The following is a 26,235-nucleotide window of genomic DNA, read 5'->3' on the forward strand; positions in this document are numbered from 1 at the left end:
ACTCCCTCGATCATATTCTTGAAATCAAGGGGTTCCTTTTTTGCTAATCCTAACATCTATCTTGCTATTTTATTTTTTATTTCGGGGATTTATTGTTTGACTGTTTATTCGATGTCTTTAGGACATAGTTTATTTTTTACGGTTTTATTATATGGCAATTTCTCGTCTATATATTTCTTAATTGGACCCTTATTGTTTTTCTATTTACGAAGTTTGCATACAGGCAAAACACAGTTGAAAGGTGCTGATTTTTGGCATATTTTGCCCTTTTTAATTGTCTTTATAGATACCATTCCGTATTATTTTTCACCCTATTCGTATAAAATAGAAATTGTAAGGCAAGTGTTTAGTGATTGGACTGCGATGTTTTCAATTAAATTAGGATTCGTAATTAATTCAGCACATTTATATCTTATGCGTCCCTTACTATTGACTTGCTATACTGTTTGGGGAATAATTTATTTGAAAAAAAATAAGTTGTACTTCTTTAAAGCTACACGTTTAGGGTTTTGGTTAGGTGCTTTTATACTTTTACAATGGATTGTTTTTGCGGGAATGAGTTCTGTTTTTTTAGGGGTTTGGCTGGAAGATAACTGGGGTTATTCTTTTTTAAATCATCCTGGTGAGATAAAGTACATCTCGCTAATGGCCTATATGGTGATGGTTTGTACCTTGTATTTCTTTCCACAGGTCATCTATTTAGATGTGGATAAGTTTAAAAGAGTATTAACTCCTCAGGACGAGTATTGGTGGCAGTTTGATCAGGCTATTAACGCCTGTTATAATTTTAATAAACCATTCTTGCAGCCAATGCTATCTTTGGATCAATTAGGGGAATTAGTGCAAAAAGATAAAAAAGAATTAAATGATTTTTTCGAGCTTTATCTTTTTACTAATTTCACTGATGAAATGAATCGTTTGAGAATTCAATATGCTAAGCATTTAATTAAACAGGGTTGTTTAAATAAATCTTGTTTAAAAGGATTGTTTAAAGATTCTGGTTTTAAAAATGACGAAAAATTGCAGCACTTTTTTTTAGAATTTGAGGGAATGAGTGTGAAGGAGTTTATTCAAACAATATAAATAAGTTTAATATGAAGAGTTTTTTGAGTTTATGTTTTGTTCTAGGCTTTTCATCTTTTGCCTTTTCTCAAAAAGTGATAAGTTCCTCTATCGGTTCAGGTGGTTCTACTACCATGGTAGATGGAAAATATTATTCCCAAATCATTGGTCAACAGAGCGCCGTTACGGGAACTTCTACTAAAGGTGGGGTTATTGTTCGCCAAGGTTTTAAACAGCCTTCTCTATTAGAAAGAAGTATTGCTGACTCAGGGATTAAGTTAAATGTTCAGGAAGAAAATCCTATTACCTATACAGTTTTTCCGAATCCTTTTGTGGATAAATTAACCATTGGATTCTCTATGCCGAGTACAAAGCCAACTTTTGTCGCCATTTATGATCAATTAGGGTCGGTTATCTACCAACATACCTATGAAGCGCCTATAAAAGAAATTGTATTTACTGACTTTTCTGGTATTAGAGTAGGTAAATATGTTTTACATGTAATTTCATCAGGAAAACCTTTTTCAGCTACGATTGTAAAAGAATAATTAAAGCCTAAATTTTACCTAATCTTTTTGCGTTTTTCCTCCTCGTTAGTGATTCGTGATTCTTTTCTGTTTCTTCTTTGCAATATGTGAAGAATGTAAGCTTAAAGAATCAACTAATTTTAGTGAGTGGGAAATTGCTTTTTGAAGCAGGCAATCGTATGCTGTTCAAGCTAAAACCAAAGTTGTTTATACATACAATTTCAAATTATAATGCTAGTTTAGTGTGATTTTAGCTCTAAACCTTATCAAAATGAAATTATTGGCTCTATTAGGTATGTTGTTGCCTTTTGGTTTATTTTCTCAAGTCTCCATTCAATCAATTTCTGTTGAAAATCAACAAAATCCGCTTGGAATTGGAGTAACTAATCCTCGATTCTCTTGGAAAATGAGCTCTGAGAAGCGCAACGAATCTCAGACTGCTTATTTATTACGTGTTTTTCAAGGGAAGAAGCAAGTATGGAATACAGGAAAGGTGGCTTCTTCCGCCTCTTTATTTATTCCTTATGCAGGAGATAAACTGCAGTCTAATGTAAAATACCAGGTCAAATTGCAGGTTTGGAACTCGGAGGGGAAAGCAAGCAAAGAATCCACATCTTCATTTACGACAGCTCTATTAAATAAAGAAGATTGGAAGGCGAAATGGATTAGTTCAGGATTGGCTGCAGATACAGTGAATGGTCGTGTACCATTTTTTTCGAGTCAATTCTTACTTAAGAAGCCAGTTAGTTCAGTTAGAGCTTTTGTGACGGCAAAAGGAGCTTATGAAGCTCAAATCAATGGATCTCGGGTAGGAGATTCCTATTTAAATCCAGGTTGGACGAGTTATAATAAGCATTTGCAGTTTCAGGTATATGATTTGACAAAGCAGGTAAAACAAGGTCAGAATGATATAAAAGTACAAGTGGGTAGTGGTTGGTTTCGTTCTCGATTAGGCTGGCTAAATAATCAGAATTATTATGGTTCTCAGACGGCTTTGCTTTGGCAAATTGAAATTATTTATCAAGATGGTTCTAAAGAAACGATGATATCTGATAAGCAATGGCAGGTAGGGTATTCGTCTATTTTATCGTCTGAGATCTATGATGGGGAACATATTGATACGCGAATTCAAACTAATTCTATCAGTAATGCCATTGAAGTAGCTGGCAATTACGATGTGTTAGTCGCTCAAATGAATGAGCCCATTAAAAAGCAAGATATTTTAGGCGTGAAACGTGTTATCACTAGTCCTAAAGGGTATAAAATTTTAGATTTTGGTCAAAATATTGTGGGCTGGATTAAACTGAATGTAAAAGGTAAATCGGGCCAAAAGGTGGTACTTCGCCACGTGGAAATGTTAGATAAAAATGCGGAGCCTTATTTTGAAAACCTGCGTTCTGCTAAAGCTCTAGCTACTTATGAATTAAATGGAAAGCAGCAAGTGTTAGAGCCACACTTTACTTTCTTTGGATTCCGTTATGTGCAAGTAGAAGGAATAGAGGTAAATCCTGAGGATTACCAGGCGATTGCACTACATTCTGATATGGCTTCCTCGGGTTCATTTGAAACAAGTAATCCTTTATTGAATCAATTACAATCCAATATTCGATGGGGTCAAAAAGGAAACTTTTTAGATGTGCCTACAGATTGCCCTCAACGTGACGAGCGATTAGGTTGGACAGGTGATGCGGAGGTTTTTTCTCGGACGGCTTCCTTTAATTTTAATGTCAATCAATTTTTTGCCAAATGGTTAAAAGATGTCAAAGCGGATCAATTCCCTAATGGCGCAGTACCTTTTGTGATTCCTGATATCTTAAATAAGCCTAATGTTAACCCTGAGGCACAAATTGGAGCGGCCGGATGGTCTGATGCAAGCATTATTATTCCTTACAATATTTATACGACTTATGGCGATAAGCAGATTTTAGAGAATCAATATGAAAGTATGAAAGCCTATCTAAATTATGTTCGCGGCGCAGCCAAGAATGATTTATGGAATACGGGTTTTCAGTTTGCCGATTGGTTGTCCTATCGGGTAGATGACTCAAAAGGGATGATTGGCCAAAAATCTGCCGTAACGGATAATTACTTAGTAGCTCAATGTTTTTTTGCCTACAATACAGAATTAATGGTGAAGACCGCTCGAATTTTAGGTAAAATGGAAGATTATAAAGAGTTTGAAAAACTTCAGGATCGAATCAAATTACAGTTCCAAAAGGAGTTCATGACAGCGAATGGCCGTTTGATTTCAGATACACAGACGGCTTATATTTTAGCTTTGCAGTTTGATATGATTCCGGGAAATTTAAGAGCTGCATCGTTAGAGCGCTTAGTTAATAACATAAAAAGTTATAATTATCATCTTACGACCGGTTTCTTAGGGACACCTTTCTTGAATCCAGTCTTAAGTCGTTTTGGCAGAAATGATGTAGCCTATTCCTTATTGTTACAGGATACGTATCCCTCTTGGCTCTACCCAGTAAAGGCACACGGCGCTACGACTATTTGGGAGCGCTGGGATTCGATGAAGCCGGATAGTACGTTTCAAGATCCAGGTATGACTTCCTTTAATCACTATGCTTATGGGGCGATAGGGGACTGGATGTATCGTACGATCGGAGGACTTGATACGGAGGAGTTTGATGGAGCGGGTTATAAACAAATTGTAATTAAGCCAGAATTAGGAGGCAAATTAACTTATGCCAAAACTTCGCTAGAAACCCCTTATGGAAAAGTTTCCACGGATTGGACAGTAAATTCAGCTGGTTTTACACTTAAAGTAGAAGTGCCAGTTAACGCAACAGCCACCGTTATTTTGCCGACTTTTGGGTCTAATAAAAGAAACCAAGAGGGTGTTGAACTGACAGGTGATCGTATTCGCATAGGCAGTGGTTCTTATTCATTTACAGTTAATTAATCTATAATGGGTTCAATTTTAGGTCTTTTCTTTCATTCACTGGGTGGATTCGCCTCGGGTAGTTTTTATATCCCTTATCGTAAGATTCAAGTGTGGTCATGGGAAAGTGCTTGGATAGTTGGAGGGGTGTTTTCCTGGTTAATTGTACCCTTTTTAGCCGCTTGGTTGACAATTCCCGATTTCATGAATATCATTCAGATGATTGATTCTGATACGTTTTTCTGGACTTTTGTATTTGGGGTTTTATGGGGAATTGGAGGATTGACCTTTGGTCTTGCGATGCGCTATTTAGGCATGTCATTAGGGATGTCCATTGCCTTAAGTCTGTGTAGTATTTTTGGTGCTTTAGTGCCGCCGATCTATAGAGAATTAGCGGGAGCAGATGGTGATACCATTTCTCATATTGTGGGAAGCACAGGTGGACAAGTGGTTTTATTGGGAATCTTAGTTTGTGTTTTCGGGATATTTCTTTGTGGTAAAGCAGGTATGATGAAGGAAGGGGAGCTATCACAAGAACAGAAACAGGAGACGATAAAGGAGTTTAATTTAACGAAAGGTTTGATCGTTGCCACCATTTCAGGTCTATGTTCCGCTTGTTTTAATTTTGGTATTGAGGCGGGAAAAGATATGGCTGATGTCGCGGTTGCTAAGGGTTGTGATCCATTATTCCAAAACAACGTCATTTTTATCGTGGTTTTATGGGGTGGTTTCTTGACAAACTTTGTCTATTGTATGTATTTAAACTTTTCAAATAAGTCATTTGGCGATTATTTAAATGCTTCTGCGCCTTTAAAAATGAACTATTTGTTCGCAGCAGTAGCTGGAACGACCTGGTTCTTGCAATTTTTCTTTTACGGTATGGGTGAGAGTAAATTAGGTAACGGAGCGAGTTCATGGATTTTGCACATGGCCACTATCATCATCACGTCTAATTTTTGGGGCCTATATTTCAAGGAATGGAAAGGCGTGTCTTCTAAAACCATGCGTACTGTTATTGGTGGCATTGTAGTGATTCTTGTATCTGTCATTATTGTAGGTATTGGTAATTCCATTGATTGATATTAAATATACGCTAATCTAAATGCCTTCTATTGCTGTCAGAAATTGTCTAATTTGATTCTTTCGATTGAATAGACCCAAAGGTTATAGCCATTTGTTTTTATTCATCGCACCTCGCTTTAACTTTAGTTTTATTTGGCAAAATCCTTATTTCACAGCAGATTTGCTTTGCATTTTTGCAAAAAAAACGCGATTTTTGTAGCTTAATTATAATTTGAGCGCCTTTTAACATAATTTATATAATGAGCAATTCCCCAACAACCTTATTTGATAAAGTCTGGGACTCACATGTCGTTCGTAAAATTGCTGATGGTCCAGATGTATTTTTCATTGACCGTCATTTTATTCACGAAGTGACATCTCCTGTAGCCTTTTTAGGTTTAGAAACACGTGGTATTGGTGTATTATTCCCAGAGCGTACTTTTGCTACGGCGGATCATAATACACCTACAATTAACCAGCATTTGCCTGTAGAAGATCCACTTTCAGCGAATCAATTGTTGCAATTGGAAAAGAATACGGCGAAATATGGTATTTCTCACTGGGGTTTAGGCAATCCTAAAAACGGCATCGTTCACGTAGTAGGACCTGAAAATGGTATTACTTTACCTGGAATGACCATCGTTTGTGGTGATTCTCATACCTCTACTCACGGCGCTTTTGGAGCCATTGCCTTTGGTATTGGTACTTCTGAAGTAGAGATGGTGCTATCCTCTCAGTGTATTATGCAGCCTAAGCCTAAGAAAATGCGTATTAACGTAAATGGTGCCTTAGGAAAAGGAGTTACGCCAAAGGATGTTGCTTTGTACATTATCTCTAAATTAACTACTTCAGGTGCTACGGGTTATTTCGTAGAATATGCAGGAGATGTGTTCGAAAAAATGTCTATGGAAGGCCGCATGACGGTTTGTAATTTGAGTATTGAGATGGGAGCTCGTGGTGGAATGATTGCTCCAGACCAAACAACGTTTGACTATATCGAAGGTCGCGAATTAGCCCCTAAAGGAGCTGATTGGGATAAACAATTGGCTTATTGGAAAACATTGAAAACAGATACCGACGCTTCATTTGATGAAGAAATTACTTTCCATGCCTCTGATATCGAGCCGATGATCACTTATGGTACGAATCCAGGTATGGGAATGGGTATCTCTAAGCAAATTCCGAATGCGGATGACGTAGAGGGTGGTGTAACTACCTATGAGAAATCATTAGAATATATGGGCTTTGCACAAAATGATTCAATGATCGGAAAGAAAGTGGATTATGTATTCATTGGTTCTTGTACGAATGGTCGTATCGAAGACTTCCGTGCTTTTGCCTCTATTGTTAAAGGGCGTAAAAAAGCAGAACATGTGACGGCTTGGGTTGTTCCTGGGTCACATATTGTGGAAGCACAGATTAGAGAAGAAGGTATCTATGATATTTTGACAGAAGCAGGTTTTGCTTTGCGTCAACCCGGTTGTTCTGCTTGTTTAGCGATGAACGATGACAAGATTCCAGCAGGTAAATATGCGGTGAGTACTTCTAATCGTAACTTTGAAGGTCGTCAAGGACCGGGTTCTCGTACGTTATTAGCGAGTCCATTAGTCGCTGCGGCGGCTGCAATCACGGGTGTAGTAACAGACCCTAGAGAATTTTTATAAGATCGAATAAATAAAAGCAAGATGGCTTACGATAGTTTTAATGTGTTAAAGAGTTCAGCGGTACCTCTTCCAATCGAGAATGTAGATACTGACCAAATCATTCCTGCTCGTTTCCTTAAGGCAACAGAGCGTACTGGATTTGGCGATAATTTATTTAGAGATTGGCGTTATGATAAAAACGATGCCCCTAAGGCAGATTTCGTTTTAAATAACCCGACTTATTCAGGTAAGATTTTAGTAGGAGGGAAGAACTTTGGTTCTGGTTCTTCTCGCGAACACGCAGCTTGGGCGATTTATGATTATGGCTTCCGTTGTGTGGTATCTTCTTTCTTCGCTGATATATTCCGTGGAAATGCGATTAACGTGGGTGTTTTACCTGTTCAAGTTAGTCCGGAATTTTTACATCAAATTTTTACAGCGATCGAAGCTGATCCGAAGGCTGAATTAGAGGTTAGTTTACCTGATCAAACCATTACGATTGTTGCAACAGGGGCTTCTGAAAAATTTGCGATCAATGGCTACAAGAAGAATAATTTATTGAATGGTTTCGATGACATCGATTATTTACAGGCGATGAAGGCAGAGATCAGTACTTTCGCAGTAAACCGCTAGTCATTTGAAACGTCATATAGAAATAATGGACACGACCCTTCGCGATGGGGAACAAACCAGCGGAGTATCGTTTTCAGCATCAGAAAAGTTAACTATTGCTCAATTGCTTTTGACTGAACTAAAGGTTGATCGGATTGAGATTGCGTCAGCGCGTGTTTCTGAGGGCGAATTTCAAGCGGTAAAGAAAATTACTACTTGGGCGGCAGCTAATGGATTCTTAGATAAGGTGGAGGTGTTAACATTTGTTGATGGAGGAACCTCTGTTCAATGGATGCTAGATGCGGGGGCTAAGGTGATGAATTTATTAACAAAAGGCTCATTGAATCATCTGAAGCATCAATTAAAAAAGACTCCAGAGCAACATTTCAAGGAAATTGAAGAGACCATTTCTTTAGCTAAGTCGAATGGTTTATCTGTTAACGTATACTTGGAAGATTGGAGTAATGGGATGCGCAATAGTGCAAATTATGTCTTCCAATACTTGGATTTTCTCGTTACTCAACCTGTGGATCGGGTTTTATTGCCAGATACTTTAGGTATATTAACTCCTTATGAAGTTTCAGATTTCATCAAGCAATTAATTGCTCGTTACCCTCAGATGCATTTTGATTTCCATGCGCATAATGATTACGATTTAGGTACGGCAAATGCCCTAGAGGCGGTGCGTTGCGGTGTTCATGGTTTGCATTTAACGGTGAATGGGATGGGTGAGCGTGCGGGTAATGCTCCTCTTGCTAGTGTGATTGCAGTTTTGAATGATTACCAAACAGATGTGAAGACCTCTGTTTGCGAGAAATCCTTGTACCGAGTAAGTAAATTAGTTGAGACATTTTCTGGCTTTCGTATACCTGTGAACAAGCCGGTAGTAGGAGAAAATGTATTTACCCAAACGGCTGGTATCCACGCGGATGGCGATAAAAAGAATAATCTATACCACAATGATTTAATGCCGGAACGTTTTGGTCGTGAGCGTAAATACGCTTTGGGTAAAACTTCAGGGAAAGCCAATATTGAGAATAATTTAGCTGCCCTAGGTATTCAGCTTTCTGATCAAGATTTGAAGCTTGTTACCCAGCGAATCATTGAATTAGGTGATCGAAAAGAAGTAGTAACCCAAAATGACTTGCCTTACATTATATCCGACGTATTAGATAGTAATGCGATTGAAGAACGAGTGCAAGTCTTAAACTATGTGTTAACTCACTCGAAAGATTTACGTCCTTCAGTTACATTGAAGATTTCTATAGATGGAGATGTTTTTGAAGAGCATGCTCAAGGGGATGGTCAATACGATGCCTTTATGAAGGCTCTTGGTATCATTTTTGAAAAGCACGGTAAGATTCTTCCCGTTTTGAAGGATTATGCAGTGCGTATTCCACCTGGAGGGGATTCTGATGCCCTTTGTGAGACGATAATTACTTGGTCAGATGCGGGAAAAGAATTAATTACAAGAGGTCTAGATTGTGACCAAACGGTTTCAGCCATCAAGGCTACGAAAAAAATGTTGAATTTGATTTAATAAAAATAATAATGGCTAAGAAGCATATTTTAATTGTTCCAGGTGATGGAATCGGTCAAGAAGTAACCGAAGTAGGAAAGAAAGTGTTAGAGAAAATTGCGGCTAAATTTGGTCACGATTTTACCTATGATGAAGCATTAATTGGCCACGTGGCGATTGAAGCGACAGGCGATCCGTTGCCAGCTGAAACGTTGGAGAAGATGAAAGCATCTGATGCGGTTCTTTTTGGAGCGGTGGGACACCCGAAATACGATAATGATCCATCTGCAAAAGTTCGTCCTGAGCAAGGCTTATTAAAAATGCGTAAGGAATTGGGTTTGTACGCGAATCTTCGTCCTATTAAGTTATTTGATGAGTTATTAAGTGCTTCAAGTATTAAGCCTGAGATTTTAAAAGGAGCGGATATTTTGTTTTTCCGTGAATTAACTGGAGATATTTATTTTGGCGAAAAAGGCCGTAAAAATAATGGTGATACGGCTTATGACGTAGCGGAATATAGCCGTTACGAAGTGGAGCGTATTGGTCGCAAAGCTTTTGAAGCAGCACGTACACGTAAGAAGCATTTAGTTTCCGTAGATAAGGCGAACGTATTAGAGTCATCCCGTTTATGGCGGGAAGAGATCCAAAAGTTAGCATTGGAATATCCTGATGTAACAGTTGAATATCAATTCGTGGATGCGACAGCGATGTTATTGATTAAGGATCCGAAGCGTTTCGACGTAGTGGTAACAGCGAATTTATTTGGTGATATCTTAACAGATGAAGCATCTCAAATTGCCGGTTCGATGGGAATGTTAGCTTCTGCCTCCATCGGTGATGGAACGGGAGTATATGAGCCTATTCATGGTTCTGCACACGATATCACGGGTAAGGGTTTAGCTAATCCGATGGCTTCTGTATTATCTGCAGCACTTTTATTAGATATTTCTTTCGGGATGAAATTGGAGTCAGAAGTGGTTATTAACGCCGTTGATCAGGTTTTGAAGAAAGGATTCCGCACGGGCGATATTGCTGATTCGAGCACAGATAAATCTATGATTTTAGGAACTGACGCGATTGGTGAAGAAATCTTGAAATTGATTTAATTGAAATAACTTGTATTTTTATGCTCAGTGTCCACGGATGCTGAGCATTTTTTATAACTAGACTATTTATCTATGAAACACCTTTTATTCATACTCCTTACTTTTTCATTAGTTGCCCAAAGCCCTAAAGAAAAAATTCAAGTTACAGATCTAGTAAAGATCAAAACAGCTGGAAAACCTATTCTATCCCCAAAAGGAAATCAGTTTATTTATACAGTTACATCAATTGTAGATGATCCTGAAAAGAAGAATGATTTTGTATACCAGACGCATTTGTATCTAGGCAACCTTCAAACTGGTGAATCGAGAGCATTAACATCTGGTAAGAATTCTATCTCATCTCCCACTTGGAGTCCTGACGGTAGTAAAATTGCCTTTTCTAGAGATATGGGTGCCAAATCTCAGGTGTATGTATTAGATTTAGCAGGAGGAGAGCCTCAGGCTATTACAAGTTTACCTTTCTCGGTTTCCAATCCAGTTTGGTCTGTATCTGGTCAGGAAATTTATTTTCAATCGTCCTTTACAGTGAAAGAATTCTTAGTGGATTCTGTCTACAACAAGAAAGGCTTTGTGCCATCTTGGACTTTGGAAAAACCAATGCTCACTGGTATTTCGAAGAAAGTAAAGGCAAATCCTAACGGAAGTATCGATGAAGTACGAGCCTATTTAGCTCAAAATGAAGTAGATAAAAAGGCAAAGGTAATCAACCGCCTAAATTTCCAAGAAGAAAGTACCACTACCTCTGAGATTTCGTTGCCTGCCTATTTTAAAACTAGTTTATCTGGTAAAACTGTTTTATTGAATAACCCTTTCACACGTTGGTCAGATGTGGAAATGGCATCTGAAGGTATGTATGTAGTTATTCCGGCGGACTCGTTGTCACATCCTGATAAGGTATTGGATTCGTATATTGGATTAGGTTCTAAAGTGATTTACCAAAAAACAGGTCACCGTATGTCTAATCTTACTTTATCTCCTTCAGAAAAATGGTTAGCCTTTCAAGAGACCAAGTCAACAGGTGTTCAAAACGGAACTTTGCAAATTATGTCCGTTTCAAATCCGGGAACAATAATTAAGGTGCCTCTAGATCGGACAATTACTCAGGTCAAGTGGTCAACTGATGAGACTAAGCTGTATTTTACGGCTCAAAATCAGGGGGGAGCTCCCCTTTATTCATTTGACATAGCCACTAAACAGGTAAAGCAAATAACAGATAATAATACAGGAATTTTAGGATTTGATGTTACAAGTTCGGGGTTCATCTATGCCAAAACAAGCATTGAAAATCCATCTGAAATCTACCTGCAAATGGTTGATTCTGTAAGAACCTACACATCTCTAAATTCAGGTTGGTTAGCTTCCAAGAGTATTGTTCGTCCTACTAAACATACCTTTACTAATTCCAAAGGCTTAAAAGTAGATTATTGGGTAATGAAGCCAACTGATTTTGAAGCTGGAAAGAAATATCCACTTGTATTAGAGATTCACGGTGGTCCTTCTGCCATGTGGGGAACAGGAGAAGCAAGTATGTGGCATGAGTTTCAGTATTACGCTGCCAAAGGAATGGGTGTCGTATATGCGAATCCTCGCGGCTCAGGTGGTTATGGTTCCGAATTCTTGGCAGCTAATGTAAAAGATTGGGGTGCTGGTCCTATGTCGGATGTGATGAAAGCATTAGATCTGACTATTGCTGAAGGTTGGGTAGATACGACGCAGTTAGCTGTGACAGGTGGTTCTTATGCTGGATACTTGGTCACTTGGATGGTAGGTCATACAAATCGATTTAAAGTAGCCTGTTCGCAAAGAGGTGTTTATGAGCTTTCAACCTTTATGGGTGAAGGAAATGCCTGGCGATTAGTGCCCAATTATTTTGGTGGATATCCATGGGAAAAAGCAACAAAAGCAATTTTAGAGCGTGAATCACCTTATACATATGTGCAAAATATCAAAACTCCGCTTTTAATATTCCATGGCGAGAATGACTTGCGAACTGGAGTTATTCAAAGTGAAATGTTGTACAAAAGCTTAAAAGTGTTAGGCCGTGACGTCGAATATGTACGCCATCCTGGAGGAACACATGAATTAACGCGTTCAGGTAACAACCGCCAGCGCATCGATCAGATGTTGAGGACGTATGAGTTCTTTGCGAGGTATTTGAAAATACAGTAGAAAGTTGTCAGTGGGCAGTTGACAGTGGGTAGTAGGCTGTAACGAGTAGCATTAAAAAAGAGTAGAGAAATTATAACCATCTTTACTCTTTACTCTATAATTTACTAACTTCTGTCCACTGCCGACTGTCCACTGCCGACTGTCCACTGCCGACTGTCCACTGCCGACTAATTAAAATACCGCCAATCCTCCCCACCCTTCACCTTCAATAAGCATTGGTATATAAGGTCGATCACCGCATTCATATCGTCTTTAGCGATTGTTTCTACGGTGGTGTGCATATACTTTAACGGTAAGCTGATTAGCGCCGAAGCAACGCCCTCAGTGGCATAGGCAAAAGAATCCGTGTCCGTTCCGGTAGATCGAGATACCGCTTGTCTTTGGAAATCAATTTTGTTTTCTGTAGCCACATCGATGATGAAATCACGTACATTATTTTGAACGGCAGGACCATAGCAAATAACAGGTCCTTTTCCGCAGGCCATGTCGCCCTGCGTTTTTTTATTGTACATAGGTGACTGAGTATCGTGTGTAACGTCGGTAATAAATGCCAAATCAGGCTTCAAGCGACGCACAATCATTTCCGCCCCGCGTAAGCCGATTTCCTCTTGCACTGAGTTAACTATATATAAAGTATAAGGAAGCGTAATGTTATTTTCTTTCAATCTTCTAGCTACTTCAGCGATCATGTAACCCCCGATACGGTTATCTAAGGCACGACCTACTAAGTATTTTCCATTCAACTCCATTAATCCATCTTCGAAAGTAACGACTGTACCTACGTGGATCCCCATTTCTTCCACTTCCTTTTTATTGGAAGCGCCACAATCGATGAAGATGTCTGCGATAGCTGGGGCTTTGTCTTTGGCAATATCACGCACATGAATTGCTGGCCATCCAAAAATACCTTTTACTACTTTATCTTTTGTGTGAATATTTGCACGCATAGATGGTGCAATGAGCGCATCTGAACCTCCATTACGACGCAAGAATAAATAGCCATTATCGTCGATATAATTTACAAACCAGGAAATTTCATCGGCATGCGCTTCTATGACTACTTTGTAGGGTTGACCAGGATTTATGACTCCTACCGCAGTTCCATAGGTATCAATTATCTTTTCGTCGATAAAAGGTTGAATATAATCTAACCAAATTTTTTGTCCACTTGCCTCAAATCCAGTGGGTGAGGCGTTATTTAAATAGGAGTACAAAAATTCGTTTGCGTTCATAGGAGCTTTGATTTAATATGAATAGGTCTCAAATTTACGTTTTTATTGCATTTTTAATGCCAAAAATCGAGGTAAAAAGAGAGAAAGATTGTATTTTTGATTGAATAAGAGGTCTAAGAAATTTTAAATTACAACAGATGAAGAAAATAGCTGTATTTACATCAGGTGGTGATGCACCAGGAATGAATGCATGTATTCGTGCGATTGTTCGTGGAGCTGCTTACCATGGGGTAGAGGTGTTTGGAATTGTGCGTGGATACAATGGTATGATTAAAGGGGATATTATTCCTTTAAATTCTCAATCAGTAAGCAATATCATTCAACGGGGTGGTACTATTTTAAAATCAGCTCGTTCTAAAGAATTTATGACGACTGAGGGGCGTCAGAAAGCATATGATCGACTTCAGGAGTTCGGAATAGAAGGTTTGGTCGCCATTGGAGGAAATGGAACCTTTACAGGTGCGGAGATTTTCTACAATGAGTTCAAAATACCAACAGTAGGAGCTCCAGGAACAATAGATAATGATTTGTATGGTACGGATTATACCATAGGTTTTGATACTGCGGTAAATACGGCGCTTGATGCAGTGGATAAAATCCGTGACACAGCAGATTCTCATGACCGAGTATTCTTTATTGAAGTGATGGGACGAGATTCAGGTTATATCGCTATTCAATGTGCGATTGCAGGTGGAGCTGAGTCAGTGATGATACCAGAGAATTTGACTTCAGTTGATGAGATTTCAGCTATTCTTCAAAAAGGTTTTGATAAGAAGAAATCTTCATCCATCGTAGTTGTTGCGGAGGGTGATGAAGAAGGGAATGCTCAAGTTGTGGCTAAGAAGATTAAAGACAAAATGGGTGAGAATTTAGATATACGGGTGACAACATTAGGTCATATTCAACGAGGAGGAATTCCTACAGCCTCTGACCGTATTTTGGCTAGTAGATTAGGATTAGGAGCTTTGGAAGGGTTATTGCGAGGAGAGAAAAATGTAATGGCTGGTGTAGTTAATAACCAATTGATTTACACACCTTTTCATGATACGATAACTAAGAAGAAACCTGTTTCGGAGGATTTGATTCGTATGGTAGAAATTTTGTCTACCTAGGCGAAACCTACAATAGAGTATATGATGTAACCTGCCATTTCTCTGATTAATTCAGCGAATTTACTGAGGTTGCGTTCTTGAGGAATAACTAGATCGAGGATACCTGAAGGGGTATCCTTTTTCTTTATGTCTGCAGGGTACTCATCAATTAGAAATCCTTCTTTTACATAGCAGGCTTTTGCCCTAGGCATGTGCATTGCGGAAGTGACAAGAACCATTCGTTCCTTTAGATACGGCTTTAGCATCTGTTTGGTATATACCGCATTTTCGTGCGTATTTCGAGCACTTTCCTCTAAAACGATATCTTCTGGTTTTACACCCATAGCAATGAGTACTTCCTCTACCTTCTTGCTTTCTTGTGTTTCGTCTATCTTAAGGCCTTTGATATTGACATTTCCTCCGGTGATAAGGAGCTTTTTAATTATGCCTTGTTTGTATAGTAATAGGGGTTGAATGAAACGATCGGCAGTTTCTCCTGTACGAAAGCCTTCTCCAGCACGCATCATTCCACCTCCTAAGATGATGCACCACTGATATTTTTTAGTCAATTTTATTTGAGGACTTTCGTAGGCCAAATAACACTGATTGACGAACCAACCATTACTAAAAAGTAAAAGAGAACCAATGATGATTAAAATGAAGCGTTTGGTGTACCTGCTAAAATAGGCGACTCCCAATAGAATGAATATCCAACAAATTGGTTGAAGGAAAAAGTCGATAATTTTAGATAGGATGAAAAACATTGTAAATTTGAGAGTTATTGACACAAATTTATTCTAAACTTATGAAAGTAGTCAGTTCAGTGCTTTTTATTTTGTTATTCGGGATTAATTGCTTTGCGCAATATGATATTAAGGGTAAAATTAAAGGTTTATCCAAGTCTGAGGTTTATTTAGCTCATTATTTTGGCTATAATCAGCAAGTCATTAAAGATACCGTCGTTGCAAATGAATCAGGTGAGTTCCAATTTAAAGGATCGGAGACCTTGCCCAAGGGATTGTATTTGATTTCTTTTCTTAAATCAAAATATATTGATGTGGTGTTAGAGGATGCTAATTTCTCCTTTTCACTAGATACGACCGATATTTTAAAATCAATTTCTTTTATAAATTCAGAAGAAAATACTGCTTTTTATTCTTTTCAGCGTAACATGAATGAGTTTTATACTCAACTAAATCAGCCTACTCTTTCAGCAGATCTAAGAAAAAATTTACAGACTCAGGTGCAACAATATCAGCAACAATGGAAGGCAACTAATTCAGGGCTTTTTGTAACAAAACTAATTGAATCTTCATTCGATCCTGAAATTCCCATTTATAAAGGAGATTTAAAGTCTAAAGCTGATACGACCAGAATGCAACTGTATCAATACCAATATTATAAGAAGCATTACTTTGATGGGATGGATTTGGGTGATGAGCGTATGGTTCGAACTCCTTTCTTACAGAGAAAATTAGAACGCTACTTTAAGGATTTAGTTGTTCAAGATCCAGATTCTATTGCCTTTGATTCGGATTGGATTTTAGCCAAAGCTACAGACACTGAAGTACGTCGTTATATTGTTTACAAAATTGCTAGCACTTATGAAAATAACCCGATTTTAGGAACGGATGGAGCTTTTGTTCATTTAGCAGAAAAATATTACATAGGCGAGCCCGCTTTATGGGATACAAGTACGGTGAGGCGAATGAAAGAAAGAATCGCGATTGTTAAACCCCTACTTTTAGGTAAGTCTTTTCCCAAAATGCATTTGACGGATGTCACAGGAAAAGAAATTAATATAGCCGCATTACCTTTTAAATATACTGTTGTTTTTATATATGATCCTGAATGTAGTCATTGTAAGCAAGAAACACCTAAACTGCTTGCTTTGAATGATTATTTTAAATCAAAGAATATAGGAGTTGTAGGAAGTTCCATTGTACGTGATAAGGTAGCTTGGAAGAAATTTATCTCAGAATTTAAAACAAGCTCTTGGATTAACGGGATTGATATTCATTTGAATCCTAGGACAGGTAAAGAAGAATTTTATACAGATTTTAGAAACACATTTGATGTTTATTCAACACCTGTTGTTTATGTATTAGATCAACAAAAGAAGATTGTAGGAAAGCGTATTCCAGCGGAGAATTTAAAAGATTTTATTCAATATTTAGAAAGTAAACGTAAGTAGAACTATCGTTTCGTATATTTTTTATTGATGTACTTTTTGTGCTTTACATTTTTCTTCATCTTGTAATGCGTCTTGTATTTCAATCGTGATTTTTGATAGTAGTTTCGGCTAAATTTAGGATTACTTTCTAAAGAAAGTTTTTGGTAAGGAATAAGCATTAATTCATTCTCAAAACCTACTATTTTAATTTTTACCCTGACAAGCCCTATTTTCTTTAGGTTTAGTTTTTTTGCGGCTGTTTCTGATAGGTCAATGACACGGCCTTTTCGATAGGGCCCACGATCGTTTATTCTAACGATTACGCTTTTGCGATTGGATAGGTTCGTGACTTCAACTAAGGTATTAAAAGGAAATTTTTTGTGAGCACCGGTTAAGGCTGTTTTTTTTAACCGTTCCCCGCTCGCCGTTTTTTTGCCATAAAAAGAGTTAGCATAGAAAGAGGCAATTCCTACTTTTTCGTATCCTAAATCCTGTGAAAAAGCATTTAGGGATAAAAATGTGCTTATCAATAGTATTATTGATGGTATTTTTATCATTAAAGAGTTGGATGATGATTGTAAAGATGTAGGTTTAAATCGGGAATTAAAAATTTAGGGCTTTATGGCCGTTTCTTAATTCTTCCGATTTTTTTTGAGTGAATGAGAATAAATAGTAGATTTACACATTGTGAAACCATAATTTAAATACCAGTGGAAGAAAGAGATAGAGAAGAATTATTTTCTAAACGTATTCGGGCAGGAAAGAGGACGTATTTTTTTGATGTGAAGTCTACCCGTTCTCAAGATTATTACATTACAATCACAGAAAGTCGTCGTCATCAGAAAGAAGATGGCTTCGTTTATGAGAAGCATAAGATGTTTTTGTATAAAGAAGATTTTGACAAATTTGTAGAAGGTTTGAATGAGGCAGTTAATCACGTAAAGACGGAGTTAATGCCAGATGTTGATTTTTCATCTTTCAATCGTGAAGAAGATGAGTTTGGGAACAGTGAATTGAAATGGGAGTAATATTCTTTAAAATATTCGAAAAAGCCTCTGAGAAATCAGGGGCTTTTTGATTTTTAGCCGTACTTTTGTGCTTTCATTTTTAAAATTACTATGGGATTAACTTGTGGAATTGTCGGATTGCCTAACGTAGGTAAATCAACTTTATTTAGTGCTATTTCTTCTAATAAGGCAGAAGCGGCTAATTATCCTTTTTGTACGATTGAGCCCAATGTGGGGATAGTGACAGTGCCGGATGATCGCTTAAATATATTAGCTGAATTAGTGAAGCCTAACCGCATATTACCTACGGTTATTGAGTTTACTGATATAGCTGGGTTAGTGAAGGGAGCTTCGACTGGAGCTGGTTTAGGAAATAAGTTTTTAGCTAATATTCGTGAGGTGGATGCCATAATTCACGTAGTTCGCTGTTTTGAGGATGAAAATATTGTACACGTGGAAGGTCGCGTGAATCCTGTAAGTGATAAAGAAATTATTGATTTAGAATTACAGATTAAAGATTTAGATTCTGTTGATAAGAAAATTTCAAAAACTGAAAGAGCGGCTAAGGCTGGAGATGCAAAGGCAAAAGCTGAATTGGCAGCTCTACAACAGTTCAAAAAAACATTAGAGGAGGGAAAATCAGCTCGTACCGTAGTGATGGATGATGAACTTCGTCAAACGGCCATAGGGGATTTATATCTGTTAACTGATAAGCCGGTGATATATGTGGCCAATGTGGATGAGGCTTCTATTGCTGCTGGCGGAAATCAGTATGTTGATGAGCTGAAAGCAAATGTAGCTTCTGAAAATGCAGAAGTGGTTGTTGTTTGTGCTGCCTTAGAGGCTCAAATTGCAGAGATGGAAGACTTGGATGATCGTGCCATGTTTCTAGAAGAATATGGTTTAAAGGAATCAGGTTTAGATAAATTGATTCGTAGTTCTTATCACTTGTTAAATTTAATTACCTATTTCACTGCAGGAGTTCAAGAAGTACGTGCATGGACTATTCAAAAAGGATGGAAAGCGCCAGCAGCTGCTGGTGTGATTCATACGGACTTTGAGCGTGGTTTTATTCGGGCTGAGGTAATCAAGTTAGCTGATTATGTTGCTTATAAAACAGAAGCAGGATGTAAGGAAGCTGGAAAATTAAGCGTAGAAGGTAAGGAGTATTTGGTGCAGGATGGAGACATTATGCACTTCCGCTTTAATGTATAAAGACTAGTGTCTATCGACTATCGACTAGTGACTATCGACTAGTGACTATCGACTGTCTACTGCCCACTGACAACTGAGCTATACCCCACCAGCGCGTCATATCTTGTACCTGGCTTCTGATAATAAATGAGAACTTCATAGAGGTTTTCGGTTTGAGCGTAATTTCCCTCTAATGTTGAATTAGGGGGATTTTTGCTTCTAAACTGGTAGTTGTATATTCCTTGCTTTAAAATTTGTTTGTTTTCGAGTAATCCTGAAGAGGGGTTATACTGCAATCTTGAAGAAAGTGAATAGTCATTAAATCCTCCTACAACATAGATTTCCTCTAAATTGTCTTTAGTTTTCAAACGAAAAGTGCATTGTACATAGTCTGCTTGCAATGGATTTTCTCGATTTTCGTAGGATTCTATAACATAGGAACCATTCAAATCATTACGCTGAACATAAGGGTATAATCCTTGCGGCTGTTCAATTTGCGAATTAATTAAGTTTATTTTTTCGCTTGTTATAATTTGGTCGACAAATGAAAGTTTCTGTTGCGAACTACGCAAATCTATTAGCCTAAACTCATTAGAACCAGGGAAAGCATTTTCCTGTCCGAAAAATGGAAAGGTGAGACTATTTTCTTGAAGATTGAATTGACCTGAAGGAAGATGATGTAAAAGGTTTATGGAATGGTGGTTTTGGCGAACCTGTATGCTTAATTGTTCATCGCCTGCGTAGTTTAAGTTAGGGGGAATAGTTAATTTGAAATCGATGGTCTGGTGACTGTAGCGTAAGGCATTGGTTTTGGCATACGAAAAAGACGTTTGTACTTTCACTGACTGTTCTGCTACAGAGAATCTGACACAAAGAACGGTGTCTTTCTTATTTCGTTTATTGTAGACCATTGCTATGTAATTCCCGCTAACTTTTAGACTAGGAATGGGTACGGTATAATGCAAGTAAGGAACCTTAGTACCTAGAGAGGATTCCGGATTTCTGAGCGGAATATCATTAAAATCTGACAAATATTCTATTTCAGATAATGGGGATGGGGTCCAGTTAGACTGGCAATGTATTATTCTGAAATAATAGGAAGGATAATTAAGCCCCAAATCATCAAATTTTAAGGAGGATGAATTTTCTGATCCTAGGTTTAGTACAACATTGGGATGAATGTACTTTTCCGCTGTTTGAATAAAAGCGGTTTGAATATTTGAATGGTGAATTCGAGATTCTATTTGGGATAAAATTGTTAATGGAAGACCTAGAAAAAGCAAAAGCGAGATATAGGTCTTCATAAGGATTAAATTAATGCTTCCCAAGCAGCAGTGATAGTCTGTAAATTATTCTTTTCAGTTGCTAATGAAATTTCTAATTGCTTAAGGCCCGCGTAATCAGCTTGATTAGCTAATTCTACCATTTGGGCTTCGATAGTGGCGATGCGATTTTCGGTTTCCATAATTTCGGCCTCTAGCTTTTCTATTTGCTTGGCTTGATTAGGTGTCTTTGCTTCCACAGGAGCTAACTCTGGCTTAGCTTTCAAAGCTGCCTTCAAAGAAACGGGCTTGGGGGTTTCTCTTGTAGCCATCCAGGTCTCGTATTCATCAAATGACCCTGGGTATTCCTTGATTTCATGATCTTCTATGTACCAAATCTTATTGGCTATATTGCTAACGAAATAACGATCGTGGGATACAACAACATAGGTTCCCTCATATTGTTGCAAAGCTTGAATTAAGATATTCACCGATTGCATATCCAAGTGATTGGTAGGCTCATCGAGTAAAAGGAAGTTGGCTTCGGAAATTAATACTTTAGCTAGAGCTACACGAGATTTTTCTCCACCAGAAAGTACCTTGATCTTTTTAAATACCTCTTCACCTGAGAACAAGAAACAACCCAATACGGAACGCAATTCCATCTCTGTCTTGGTCGTTCCTGTGCCTTTCAATTCATCTATTAAGGTATTTTCAACCGTTAAACTTTCTAATTGGTGCTGAGCAAAGAAGGATTCAATTACATTGTGACCAGTTCTTCTTTCGCCTTCGATTTGTTCTGTACCTGAAATGATACGAAGTAATGTCGATTTACCCTTTCCATTGGCACCGATTAAAGCGATTTTATCACCGCGGTTAATCGTAGCTGATGTATTTTTTAAGATCACTTTCTCTCCAAAGGCTTTGGAAATATGTTCTAAAAACAAAATAAATCTTCCCGGTTCCGTACCGAAGTTAAATTTGAAATTAACTTTTGCTTTTTCATCAATGACATCATCAATGATGTCGATTTTATCTAACGCTTTTACTCTGGATTGTACTTGTCTAGCTTTAGAAGCTTTGGCCTTAAAGCGTTCGATAAAACGTTCTGTCTGGCGAATTTGAGATTGTTGGTTCTCAAATGCTCCTTTTTGAATCTCATTACGAAGGGCTTTTTCCTCCATGTAGAAAGAATAGTTGCCCGGATATAAGGTGATTTTTGCTCCTGAAACTTCGGCAATGTTATCAATCGTGCGATCTAAGAAATAACGATCATGGGATACTACCACAATCGAACCTTCATAATCGTGGATGTACTTTTCAACCCATTCGATGGACGGTAAGTCCAAGTGGTTAGTAGGCTCATCCAGTAGGAGTAAGGCTGGTTTTTGTAATAATAATTTCGCTAACATGACACGCATTCTCCAACCTCCTGAAAATAATTTCAAAGGTCGATCTAAATCGCTCGTGCTAAATCCTAAACCTTCTAAGATTTCCTCGGTGCGGGATTGGATGGTATAACCGTCCAAACGTTCAAAATCTTCCTGAAGTTTTGCTAGTACATCAATGTCTTTATCTTCATAATTTGTTTCCATCTTATGAAGCACGGCATCGATATCTTTTTGTAATTCTAACTGTTTTTCAAAGGCCTGCATGGCCACATTCAAAATGCTATCATCCGTTTGATAAGACAATAAATCTTGATTCAAGAACCCGATTGTGCAATCGCCTGACTTAGAAATTGTTCCTCCATCTGGCGTATATTCTCCAGAAATTAGGCGCAATAAAGTAGATTTACCGGTTCCATTGGCACCGATTAAACCGATTTTAGTTTTAGGCTTTATGTGTAAACTTGCTCCTTCGTATAAGGCACGACTTCCGAAATAGAAGTTTAAATTGGATATTGATAACATTTTACAAAGATAGCCGTTTTCTTGCATTTAGACCACCTAAATGCGGACATTTGACTAATTCTTCTAATCCAGGATAATTAATTTCCGTTTTAGAATATCCTAAAGCCTTCGAAAGTGCCATCGTTCGGTTGTTGTCTCCCATGGACCATTCGATATCATCCATTGTCATTTGAGCTGGATGTTCATATCCACAAGCATGTGTGATTTCTGCGATCTCTTTAACGAGTGTATAATGGTAGCGGTAGTAGCGTTCGCTTTTTAAAGTTACGTCTATACCTGCTTGTAGCCATTTATTGGATGTTGCAATGCCTGTAGGGCAGTGGTTTGTATGGCATTTTTGTGCTTGAATACACCCAATGGACATCATTGCCTCACGTCCAATGTGAATACTATCTGCTCCCATAGCGAAAGCCATTAAGGATTTCTCTGGAAACCCTAACTTTCCTGAAGCAATAAAGAAGATTTTGTCCGTTAAATTATGTCGTTGGAAAATCTGGTAAACTTTCGCAAAGGCAAAAGTGAATGGCATTGAAACGTGGTCAGCGAAAGCATGAGGCGCAGCACCAGTTCCACCTTCCCCTCCATCAATGGTGATGAAATCAGGCCCTTTACCGTGTCTTTCCATGTAGGATGCTAATTCTTCCCATTGCTCTAGTTTGCCTATAGCAGATTTTACACCCACGGGCAAACCCGTTTCTGAGGCCATGGCTTCTATAAATTCTACCATTTCTGGAACAGTAGAAAACTCCGAATGAAAAGCAGGCGACATCGCATCTTGACCCATCGGAATGTGACGAATTTCTGCAATTTCTTTATTGATTTTGGATTTAGGTAGCATTCCGCCTTTTCCTGGTTTCGCCCCTTGGGAAAGTTTTAATTCAATTGCCTTAATACAGGGATTTTCAACCACTTTTTGTTTTAGCTTCTCCATCGAAAAACGCCCATTTAATTCTCTAACGCCGAAATAGGCAGTGCCAATGTTCAACATGACATCCGCACCGTTTTGGTGGTAGGGAGATAGTGAACCTTCTCCCGTGTTATGATAGCAACCGGCAATTAATGCTCCTTTATTTAAAGATTCTACTGCTTTGGCAGATAAAGAACCATATGACATACCCGAAATATTAACAATGGAATAAGGTCGATAGGGTTTAGCTCTTTTATGATATGCGCCTATGACTTTTGCAGCTGGTAAAACACCAGGGTTCTTGTGGTATAAGTGCTCTTTTGATGGATTAAATCCCATCATCGCGTTTTTGATGAAAATATACCCGGGAGAACTAAAATCTTGATCTGTTCCAAAGCCTTGTAAGTTATTTTCATTCTTAGAAGAGGCATAGATCCAAGAGCGCTCTTGACGGTTAAATGGTAATTCTTCTCGATTATTCGCTACTATATATTGCCTAATTTCAGGACCAATGCGTTCAAGCCAATATCTAAAATGGCCTACAATGGGAAAATTGTGGGTGATGGTGTGGCTTTTTTGAATGAAAACGTCACGAATAATAACAAGGATAGCGAAGAGTGTTATCCAAAACCAGGCGGAGGATAAAATGTTCATAGAGTTGATGAATTAATGGTTCAAATTTAGGTTCATTTTGGCAATATTATTACCAATAGTTCTAATTATCTTTGTGGTTTATTTTATACTATGCAGGCAGATTATCACTTATTAAAAAAATATGTAGCTTCTGTTTTTACGGCCATTGGTTGTAGTGAGGAAGAGGCATACCTTGCTTCAGATGTTCTTGTATCTGCAGATGCAAGAGGAATTGATTCTCATGGGGTCGCTCGTTTAGCAGGATATGTTCGTCTCTTCGATAACGGCAGATTAAACACAAAACCACAGGTAAAAGTTTTACATGAAACGCCTTCAACTGCTACTTTAGATGGAGATCGTGGTTTAGGACTGATAGTGGCTCCTAAGGCAATGGAAATTGCCTGTGAAAAAGCGGCTTTGGCAGGTACGGGTTGGGTGGCTGTTCAGAATTCTAATCACTTCGGTATTGCTGGTTATCACGCAATGAAAGCTCTTCCATCCCAAATGATTGGTTGGGCCATGACACATGCTGCTCCTCTAGTAACCCCCACATTTTCAAAGGAAAAATTACTCGGAACAAATCCGATTGCAGTGGCTATTCCAGCGAATGAAGAACCTGCTTTTGTGGCTGATTTTGCTTCAACTGCAGTGGCATATGGTAAATTAGAAATACTTCAGCGAAAAGGTTTAGATACGCCAGATGGCTGGGTACAGGATGCAAATGGTGATCCTTGCAATGATGCTTTTGCGATTAAAAATGGTGGAGCCTTGTTGCCATTAGGTGGAGATAGAGAACATGGGTCTCACAAAGGCTACGGTTTGGGTGCGATTGTAGATATCTTATCTGGTGTATTGTCTGGCGCAAATTTTGGCCCTTGGGTGCCTCCATTTGCGACTGCAGGATTTATGCAGGCAGGAGAGACGGTAGGGAATGGAACGGGTCATTTTTTAGGTGCTATGCGCGTAGATGCATTTAGGCCAGCGGAGGATTTTACAAAAGATATGGATAAATGGATTCGTCGCTTTAGGTCTGCCAAAGCTGTGGAAGGCAAGCAAGTCCTCATTCCAGGTGACCCTGAACGTGAATTAGAAGCGATTCGTCGTGTGGAAGGAATTCCCTTATTAGTTCCTGTGGTGGAGGATTTAAAATCCTTAGCCTCTCGTTTTAACTTAGATTTCAAATTAGATTAATATGGTTAAGAATAAGCGTATCAAGATTTTTATTTTGGTTTTCAGTTTGGTGTCAGCCATGTTCTCTTACTATGTTTGGCAAGTTTTTAAAACTCCTAATTTTAGAGTAGAAGCCAAACAACCGTTCGAGTTATTCATTCCTGAAAATGCTACCTATGAAACGGTTTTGGATACATTGAAAAAGCACGATTTAGTCCGTGATCAATTGAGCTTTCGATTTCTGGCGAAGGTATTAAACTATCCAGAGAAAGTACGTCCTGGTCGCTATGTTATACATAGTGAAATGGGTAACTGGGAATTATTGCGCAAACTAAGGAATGGACGTCAAGATGCCTATAAAGTGGTCATTAACAACTTCAGATTAAAAGAGGATATTGCAGGACGCATCGCCCATCAGACGGATTATGATTCTGCTGCTATTTATGCTGTATTGGATTCCTCAGAATTAATGCAAATATGGGGTTTTACTTCCGAAACAAGTCCGGCTATCTTTGTTCCGAATACGTATGAGGTGAATTGGACAACGTCTTTTCCAGAGTTTTTGGAAAAGATGAATAAAGCTTATGTGAAGTTTTGGACGGACAAAAGAAAAGCAGAAGCGTTGAAATTAGGTTTGACTCCCGTTCAGGTTTCGATTCTAGCCAGCATTGTTTATGGTGAATCTAAAAATCCTAAAGAGCAGGCACGTGTTGCTGGTGTATACTGGAATCGTTTGCAGGCCAATATGCCTCTTCAAGCAGATCCTACTGTAGTTTTTGCATGGAAAGATTTTTCCATTAAGCGGGTGACTAGTAAATATACAGCGCTTAATTCTCCCTATAATACCTATAGAAACACGGGTTTGCCTCCTGGCCCCATTTCAATTGTTCCTAGCGATGTGATAGATAAAGTACTGAATCTCGAACACCACAGCTACATTTACTTCTGTGCTAAAGCTGATTTTTCTGAGAACCACGCTTTTGCAGTTACCTATGAAGAGCATAGGAAGAATGCAGCAGATTATCAGAGAGCTTTAGATCAACGTAAAATTCATTAA

Annotated in this window: 21 protein-coding genes; 15 read left to right on the forward strand and 6 right to left on the reverse strand. The window is 38.3% G+C overall.

Annotation, left to right across the window (positions count from 1 at the left end; genetic code table 11):
* Positions 1-111: 111 nt before the first annotated feature.
* The 9 genes from ACRZ9O_RS01170 to ACRZ9O_RS01210 all read left to right on the forward strand — a co-directional run bounded on the left by ACRZ9O_RS01170 (position 112) and on the right by ACRZ9O_RS01210 (position 12,596).
* Positions 112-1,083, forward strand: a complete 972-nt coding sequence (locus ACRZ9O_RS01170) for a hypothetical protein (protein ID WP_459455563.1) — start codon at positions 112-114, stop codon at positions 1,081-1,083.
* Between the two features lie 11 nt (positions 1,084-1,094).
* The gene (locus ACRZ9O_RS01175; RefSeq protein WP_459455565.1) at positions 1,095-1,610 is read left to right on the forward strand and encodes a T9SS type A sorting domain-containing protein; all 516 of its coding nucleotides are present in this window, start codon (positions 1,095-1,097) and stop codon (positions 1,608-1,610) included.
* Positions 1,611-1,860: 250 nt separating this feature from the next.
* Complete coding sequence (locus tag ACRZ9O_RS01180; protein ID WP_459455567.1) at positions 1,861-4,506, forward strand: alpha-L-rhamnosidase; 2,646 nt, start codon at positions 1,861-1,863, stop codon at positions 4,504-4,506.
* A 6-nt stretch (positions 4,507-4,512) separates the two neighbouring features.
* Positions 4,513-5,565: an L-rhamnose/proton symporter RhaT gene (gene rhaT, locus ACRZ9O_RS01185; protein WP_459455569.1), complete on the forward strand. Its 1,053-nt coding sequence runs from the start codon at positions 4,513-4,515 to the stop codon at positions 5,563-5,565.
* 242 nt (positions 5,566-5,807) lie between these two features.
* Positions 5,808-7,211 carry a 3-isopropylmalate dehydratase large subunit gene (gene leuC, locus ACRZ9O_RS01190; protein ID WP_459455571.1) on the forward strand — a complete coding sequence of 468 codons (1,404 nt, stop codon included), beginning with the start codon at positions 5,808-5,810 and terminating at the stop codon, positions 7,209-7,211.
* 21 nt (positions 7,212-7,232) lie between these two features.
* On the forward strand, positions 7,233-7,823 hold the full coding sequence (gene leuD / locus ACRZ9O_RS01195) for a 3-isopropylmalate dehydratase small subunit (RefSeq protein WP_459455573.1): 591 nt from the start codon (positions 7,233-7,235) through the stop codon (positions 7,821-7,823).
* A 25-nt stretch (positions 7,824-7,848) separates the two neighbouring features.
* The gene (locus ACRZ9O_RS01200; protein ID WP_459455575.1) at positions 7,849-9,342 is read left to right on the forward strand and encodes an alpha-isopropylmalate synthase regulatory domain-containing protein; all 1,494 of its coding nucleotides are present in this window, start codon (positions 7,849-7,851) and stop codon (positions 9,340-9,342) included.
* An 11-nt stretch (positions 9,343-9,353) separates the two neighbouring features.
* Complete coding sequence (gene leuB, locus ACRZ9O_RS01205; RefSeq protein WP_459455577.1) at positions 9,354-10,427, forward strand: 3-isopropylmalate dehydrogenase; 1,074 nt, start codon at positions 9,354-9,356, stop codon at positions 10,425-10,427.
* Between the two features lie 72 nt (positions 10,428-10,499).
* The gene (locus tag ACRZ9O_RS01210) at positions 10,500-12,596 is read left to right on the forward strand and encodes a S9 family peptidase (protein WP_459455579.1); all 2,097 of its coding nucleotides are present in this window, start codon (positions 10,500-10,502) and stop codon (positions 12,594-12,596) included.
* Between the two features lie 167 nt (positions 12,597-12,763).
* Here ACRZ9O_RS01210 and ACRZ9O_RS01215 read toward each other — a convergent pair whose 3' ends face one another.
* On the reverse strand, positions 12,764-13,828 hold the full coding sequence (locus ACRZ9O_RS01215) for a M42 family metallopeptidase (RefSeq protein ID WP_459455581.1): 1,065 nt from the start codon (positions 13,826-13,828) through the stop codon (positions 12,764-12,766).
* 137 nt (positions 13,829-13,965) lie between these two features.
* Here ACRZ9O_RS01215 and pfkA point away from each other — a divergent pair, with 137 nt between their 5' ends.
* Complete coding sequence (gene pfkA, locus ACRZ9O_RS01220; protein WP_459455582.1) at positions 13,966-14,940, forward strand: 6-phosphofructokinase; 975 nt, start codon at positions 13,966-13,968, stop codon at positions 14,938-14,940.
* Here the strand turns inward: pfkA and ACRZ9O_RS01225 are convergent.
* Positions 14,937-15,683, reverse strand: coding sequence for a YdcF family protein (locus ACRZ9O_RS01225; RefSeq protein WP_459455584.1), 747 nt, complete (start codon positions 15,681-15,683; stop codon positions 14,937-14,939). The genes pfkA and ACRZ9O_RS01225 overlap by 4 nt on opposite strands.
* A gap of 41 nt (positions 15,684-15,724) precedes the next feature.
* On the opposite strand from ACRZ9O_RS01225, the gene ACRZ9O_RS01230 reads away from it, so the two are divergent.
* Positions 15,725-17,113, forward strand: a complete 1,389-nt coding sequence (locus ACRZ9O_RS01230) for a DUF4369 domain-containing protein (protein ID WP_459455586.1) — start codon at positions 15,725-15,727, stop codon at positions 17,111-17,113.
* Positions 17,114-17,115: 2 nt separating this feature from the next.
* On the opposite strand, the gene ACRZ9O_RS01235 is transcribed toward ACRZ9O_RS01230, so the two are convergent.
* Entirely contained in the window at positions 17,116-17,649 is a 534-nt protein-coding gene (locus tag ACRZ9O_RS01235; RefSeq protein WP_459455588.1) for a septal ring lytic transglycosylase RlpA family protein, read from the reverse strand.
* A 153-nt stretch (positions 17,650-17,802) separates the two neighbouring features.
* On the opposite strand from ACRZ9O_RS01235, the gene ACRZ9O_RS01240 reads away from it, so the two are divergent.
* Together ACRZ9O_RS01240 and ychF are read left to right on the forward strand one after the other, a co-directional pair.
* Positions 17,803-18,120 (forward strand): DUF3276 family protein, encoded by a 318-nt coding sequence (locus ACRZ9O_RS01240; RefSeq protein ID WP_459455590.1) that lies wholly within the window; start codon positions 17,803-17,805, stop codon positions 18,118-18,120.
* Between the two features lie 90 nt (positions 18,121-18,210).
* A complete protein-coding gene (gene ychF, locus ACRZ9O_RS01245; protein WP_459455592.1) occupies positions 18,211-19,314 on the forward strand; it encodes a redox-regulated ATPase YchF in 1,104 nt (367 codons plus the stop codon).
* Positions 19,315-19,370: 56 nt separating this feature from the next.
* On the opposite strand, the gene ACRZ9O_RS01250 is transcribed toward ychF, so the two are convergent.
* The 3 genes from ACRZ9O_RS01250 to ACRZ9O_RS01260 are packed head-to-tail and all read right to left on the reverse strand — an operon-like array spanning position 19,371 to position 24,029.
* Positions 19,371-20,597 (reverse strand): type IX secretion system plug protein, encoded by a 1,227-nt coding sequence (locus tag ACRZ9O_RS01250; RefSeq protein WP_459455594.1) that lies wholly within the window; start codon positions 20,595-20,597, stop codon positions 19,371-19,373.
* 5 nt (positions 20,598-20,602) lie between these two features.
* Positions 20,603-22,468 carry an ABC-F family ATP-binding cassette domain-containing protein gene (locus ACRZ9O_RS01255; RefSeq protein WP_459455596.1) on the reverse strand — a complete coding sequence of 622 codons (1,866 nt, stop codon included), beginning with the start codon at positions 22,466-22,468 and terminating at the stop codon, positions 20,603-20,605.
* 1 nt (position 22,469) lies between these two features.
* Positions 22,470-24,029, reverse strand: a complete 1,560-nt coding sequence (locus tag ACRZ9O_RS01260; protein ID WP_459455598.1) for an FMN-binding glutamate synthase family protein — start codon at positions 24,027-24,029, stop codon at positions 22,470-22,472.
* 90 nt (positions 24,030-24,119) lie between these two features.
* Between ACRZ9O_RS01260 and ACRZ9O_RS01265 the strand changes: the two genes are divergently transcribed.
* A complete protein-coding gene (locus tag ACRZ9O_RS01265; protein ID WP_459455600.1) occupies positions 24,120-25,199 on the forward strand; it encodes an Ldh family oxidoreductase in 1,080 nt (359 codons plus the stop codon).
* Between the two features lies 1 nt (position 25,200).
* Complete coding sequence (gene mltG, locus ACRZ9O_RS01270) at positions 25,201-26,235, forward strand: endolytic transglycosylase MltG (RefSeq protein ID WP_459455602.1); 1,035 nt, start codon at positions 25,201-25,203, stop codon at positions 26,233-26,235.

The sequence above is a fragment of the Aquirufa sp. HETE-40SA genome, from assembly GCF_054558635.1.

What these genes read in the sequence shown, in the direction of transcription:
- leuD (WP_459455573.1), top strand. Translation starts at nt 7,233, where the DNA reads ATGGCTTACGATAGTTTTAATGTGTTAAAGAGTTCAGCGGTACCTCTT.
- ACRZ9O_RS01170 (WP_459455563.1), top strand. Translation starts at nt 112, where the DNA reads ATGTCTTTAGGACATAGTTTATTTTTTACGGTTTTATTATATGGCAAT.
- pfkA (WP_459455582.1), top strand. Translation starts at nt 13,966, where the DNA reads ATGAAGAAAATAGCTGTATTTACATCAGGTGGTGATGCACCAGGAATG.
- ACRZ9O_RS01210 (WP_459455579.1), top strand. Translation starts at nt 10,500, where the DNA reads ATGAAACACCTTTTATTCATACTCCTTACTTTTTCATTAGTTGCCCAA.
- mltG (WP_459455602.1), top strand. Translation starts at nt 25,201, where the DNA reads ATGGTTAAGAATAAGCGTATCAAGATTTTTATTTTGGTTTTCAGTTTG.
- leuC (WP_459455571.1), top strand. Translation starts at nt 5,808, where the DNA reads ATGAGCAATTCCCCAACAACCTTATTTGATAAAGTCTGGGACTCACAT.
- ACRZ9O_RS01265 (WP_459455600.1), top strand. Translation starts at nt 24,120, where the DNA reads ATGCAGGCAGATTATCACTTATTAAAAAAATATGTAGCTTCTGTTTTT.
- ACRZ9O_RS01250 (WP_459455594.1), bottom strand. Translation starts at nt 20,597, where the DNA reads ATGAAGACCTATATCTCGCTTTTGCTTTTTCTAGGTCTTCCATTAACA.
- ACRZ9O_RS01180 (WP_459455567.1), top strand. Translation starts at nt 1,861, where the DNA reads ATGAAATTATTGGCTCTATTAGGTATGTTGTTGCCTTTTGGTTTATTT.
- ACRZ9O_RS01225 (WP_459455584.1), bottom strand. Translation starts at nt 15,683, where the DNA reads ATGTTTTTCATCCTATCTAAAATTATCGACTTTTTCCTTCAACCAATT.
- leuB (WP_459455577.1), top strand. Translation starts at nt 9,354, where the DNA reads ATGGCTAAGAAGCATATTTTAATTGTTCCAGGTGATGGAATCGGTCAA.
- ACRZ9O_RS01230 (WP_459455586.1), top strand. Translation starts at nt 15,725, where the DNA reads ATGAAAGTAGTCAGTTCAGTGCTTTTTATTTTGTTATTCGGGATTAAT.
- rhaT (WP_459455569.1), top strand. Translation starts at nt 4,513, where the DNA reads ATGGGTTCAATTTTAGGTCTTTTCTTTCATTCACTGGGTGGATTCGCC.
- ychF (WP_459455592.1), top strand. Translation starts at nt 18,211, where the DNA reads ATGGGATTAACTTGTGGAATTGTCGGATTGCCTAACGTAGGTAAATCA.
- ACRZ9O_RS01235 (WP_459455588.1), bottom strand. Translation starts at nt 17,649, where the DNA reads ATGATAAAAATACCATCAATAATACTATTGATAAGCACATTTTTATCC.
- ACRZ9O_RS01200 (WP_459455575.1), top strand. Translation starts at nt 7,849, where the DNA reads ATGGACACGACCCTTCGCGATGGGGAACAAACCAGCGGAGTATCGTTT.
- ACRZ9O_RS01260 (WP_459455598.1), bottom strand. Translation starts at nt 24,029, where the DNA reads ATGAACATTTTATCCTCCGCCTGGTTTTGGATAACACTCTTCGCTATC.
- ACRZ9O_RS01215 (WP_459455581.1), bottom strand. Translation starts at nt 13,828, where the DNA reads ATGAACGCAAACGAATTTTTGTACTCCTATTTAAATAACGCCTCACCC.
- ACRZ9O_RS01175 (WP_459455565.1), top strand. Translation starts at nt 1,095, where the DNA reads ATGAAGAGTTTTTTGAGTTTATGTTTTGTTCTAGGCTTTTCATCTTTT.
- ACRZ9O_RS01255 (WP_459455596.1), bottom strand. Translation starts at nt 22,468, where the DNA reads ATGTTATCAATATCCAATTTAAACTTCTATTTCGGAAGTCGTGCCTTA.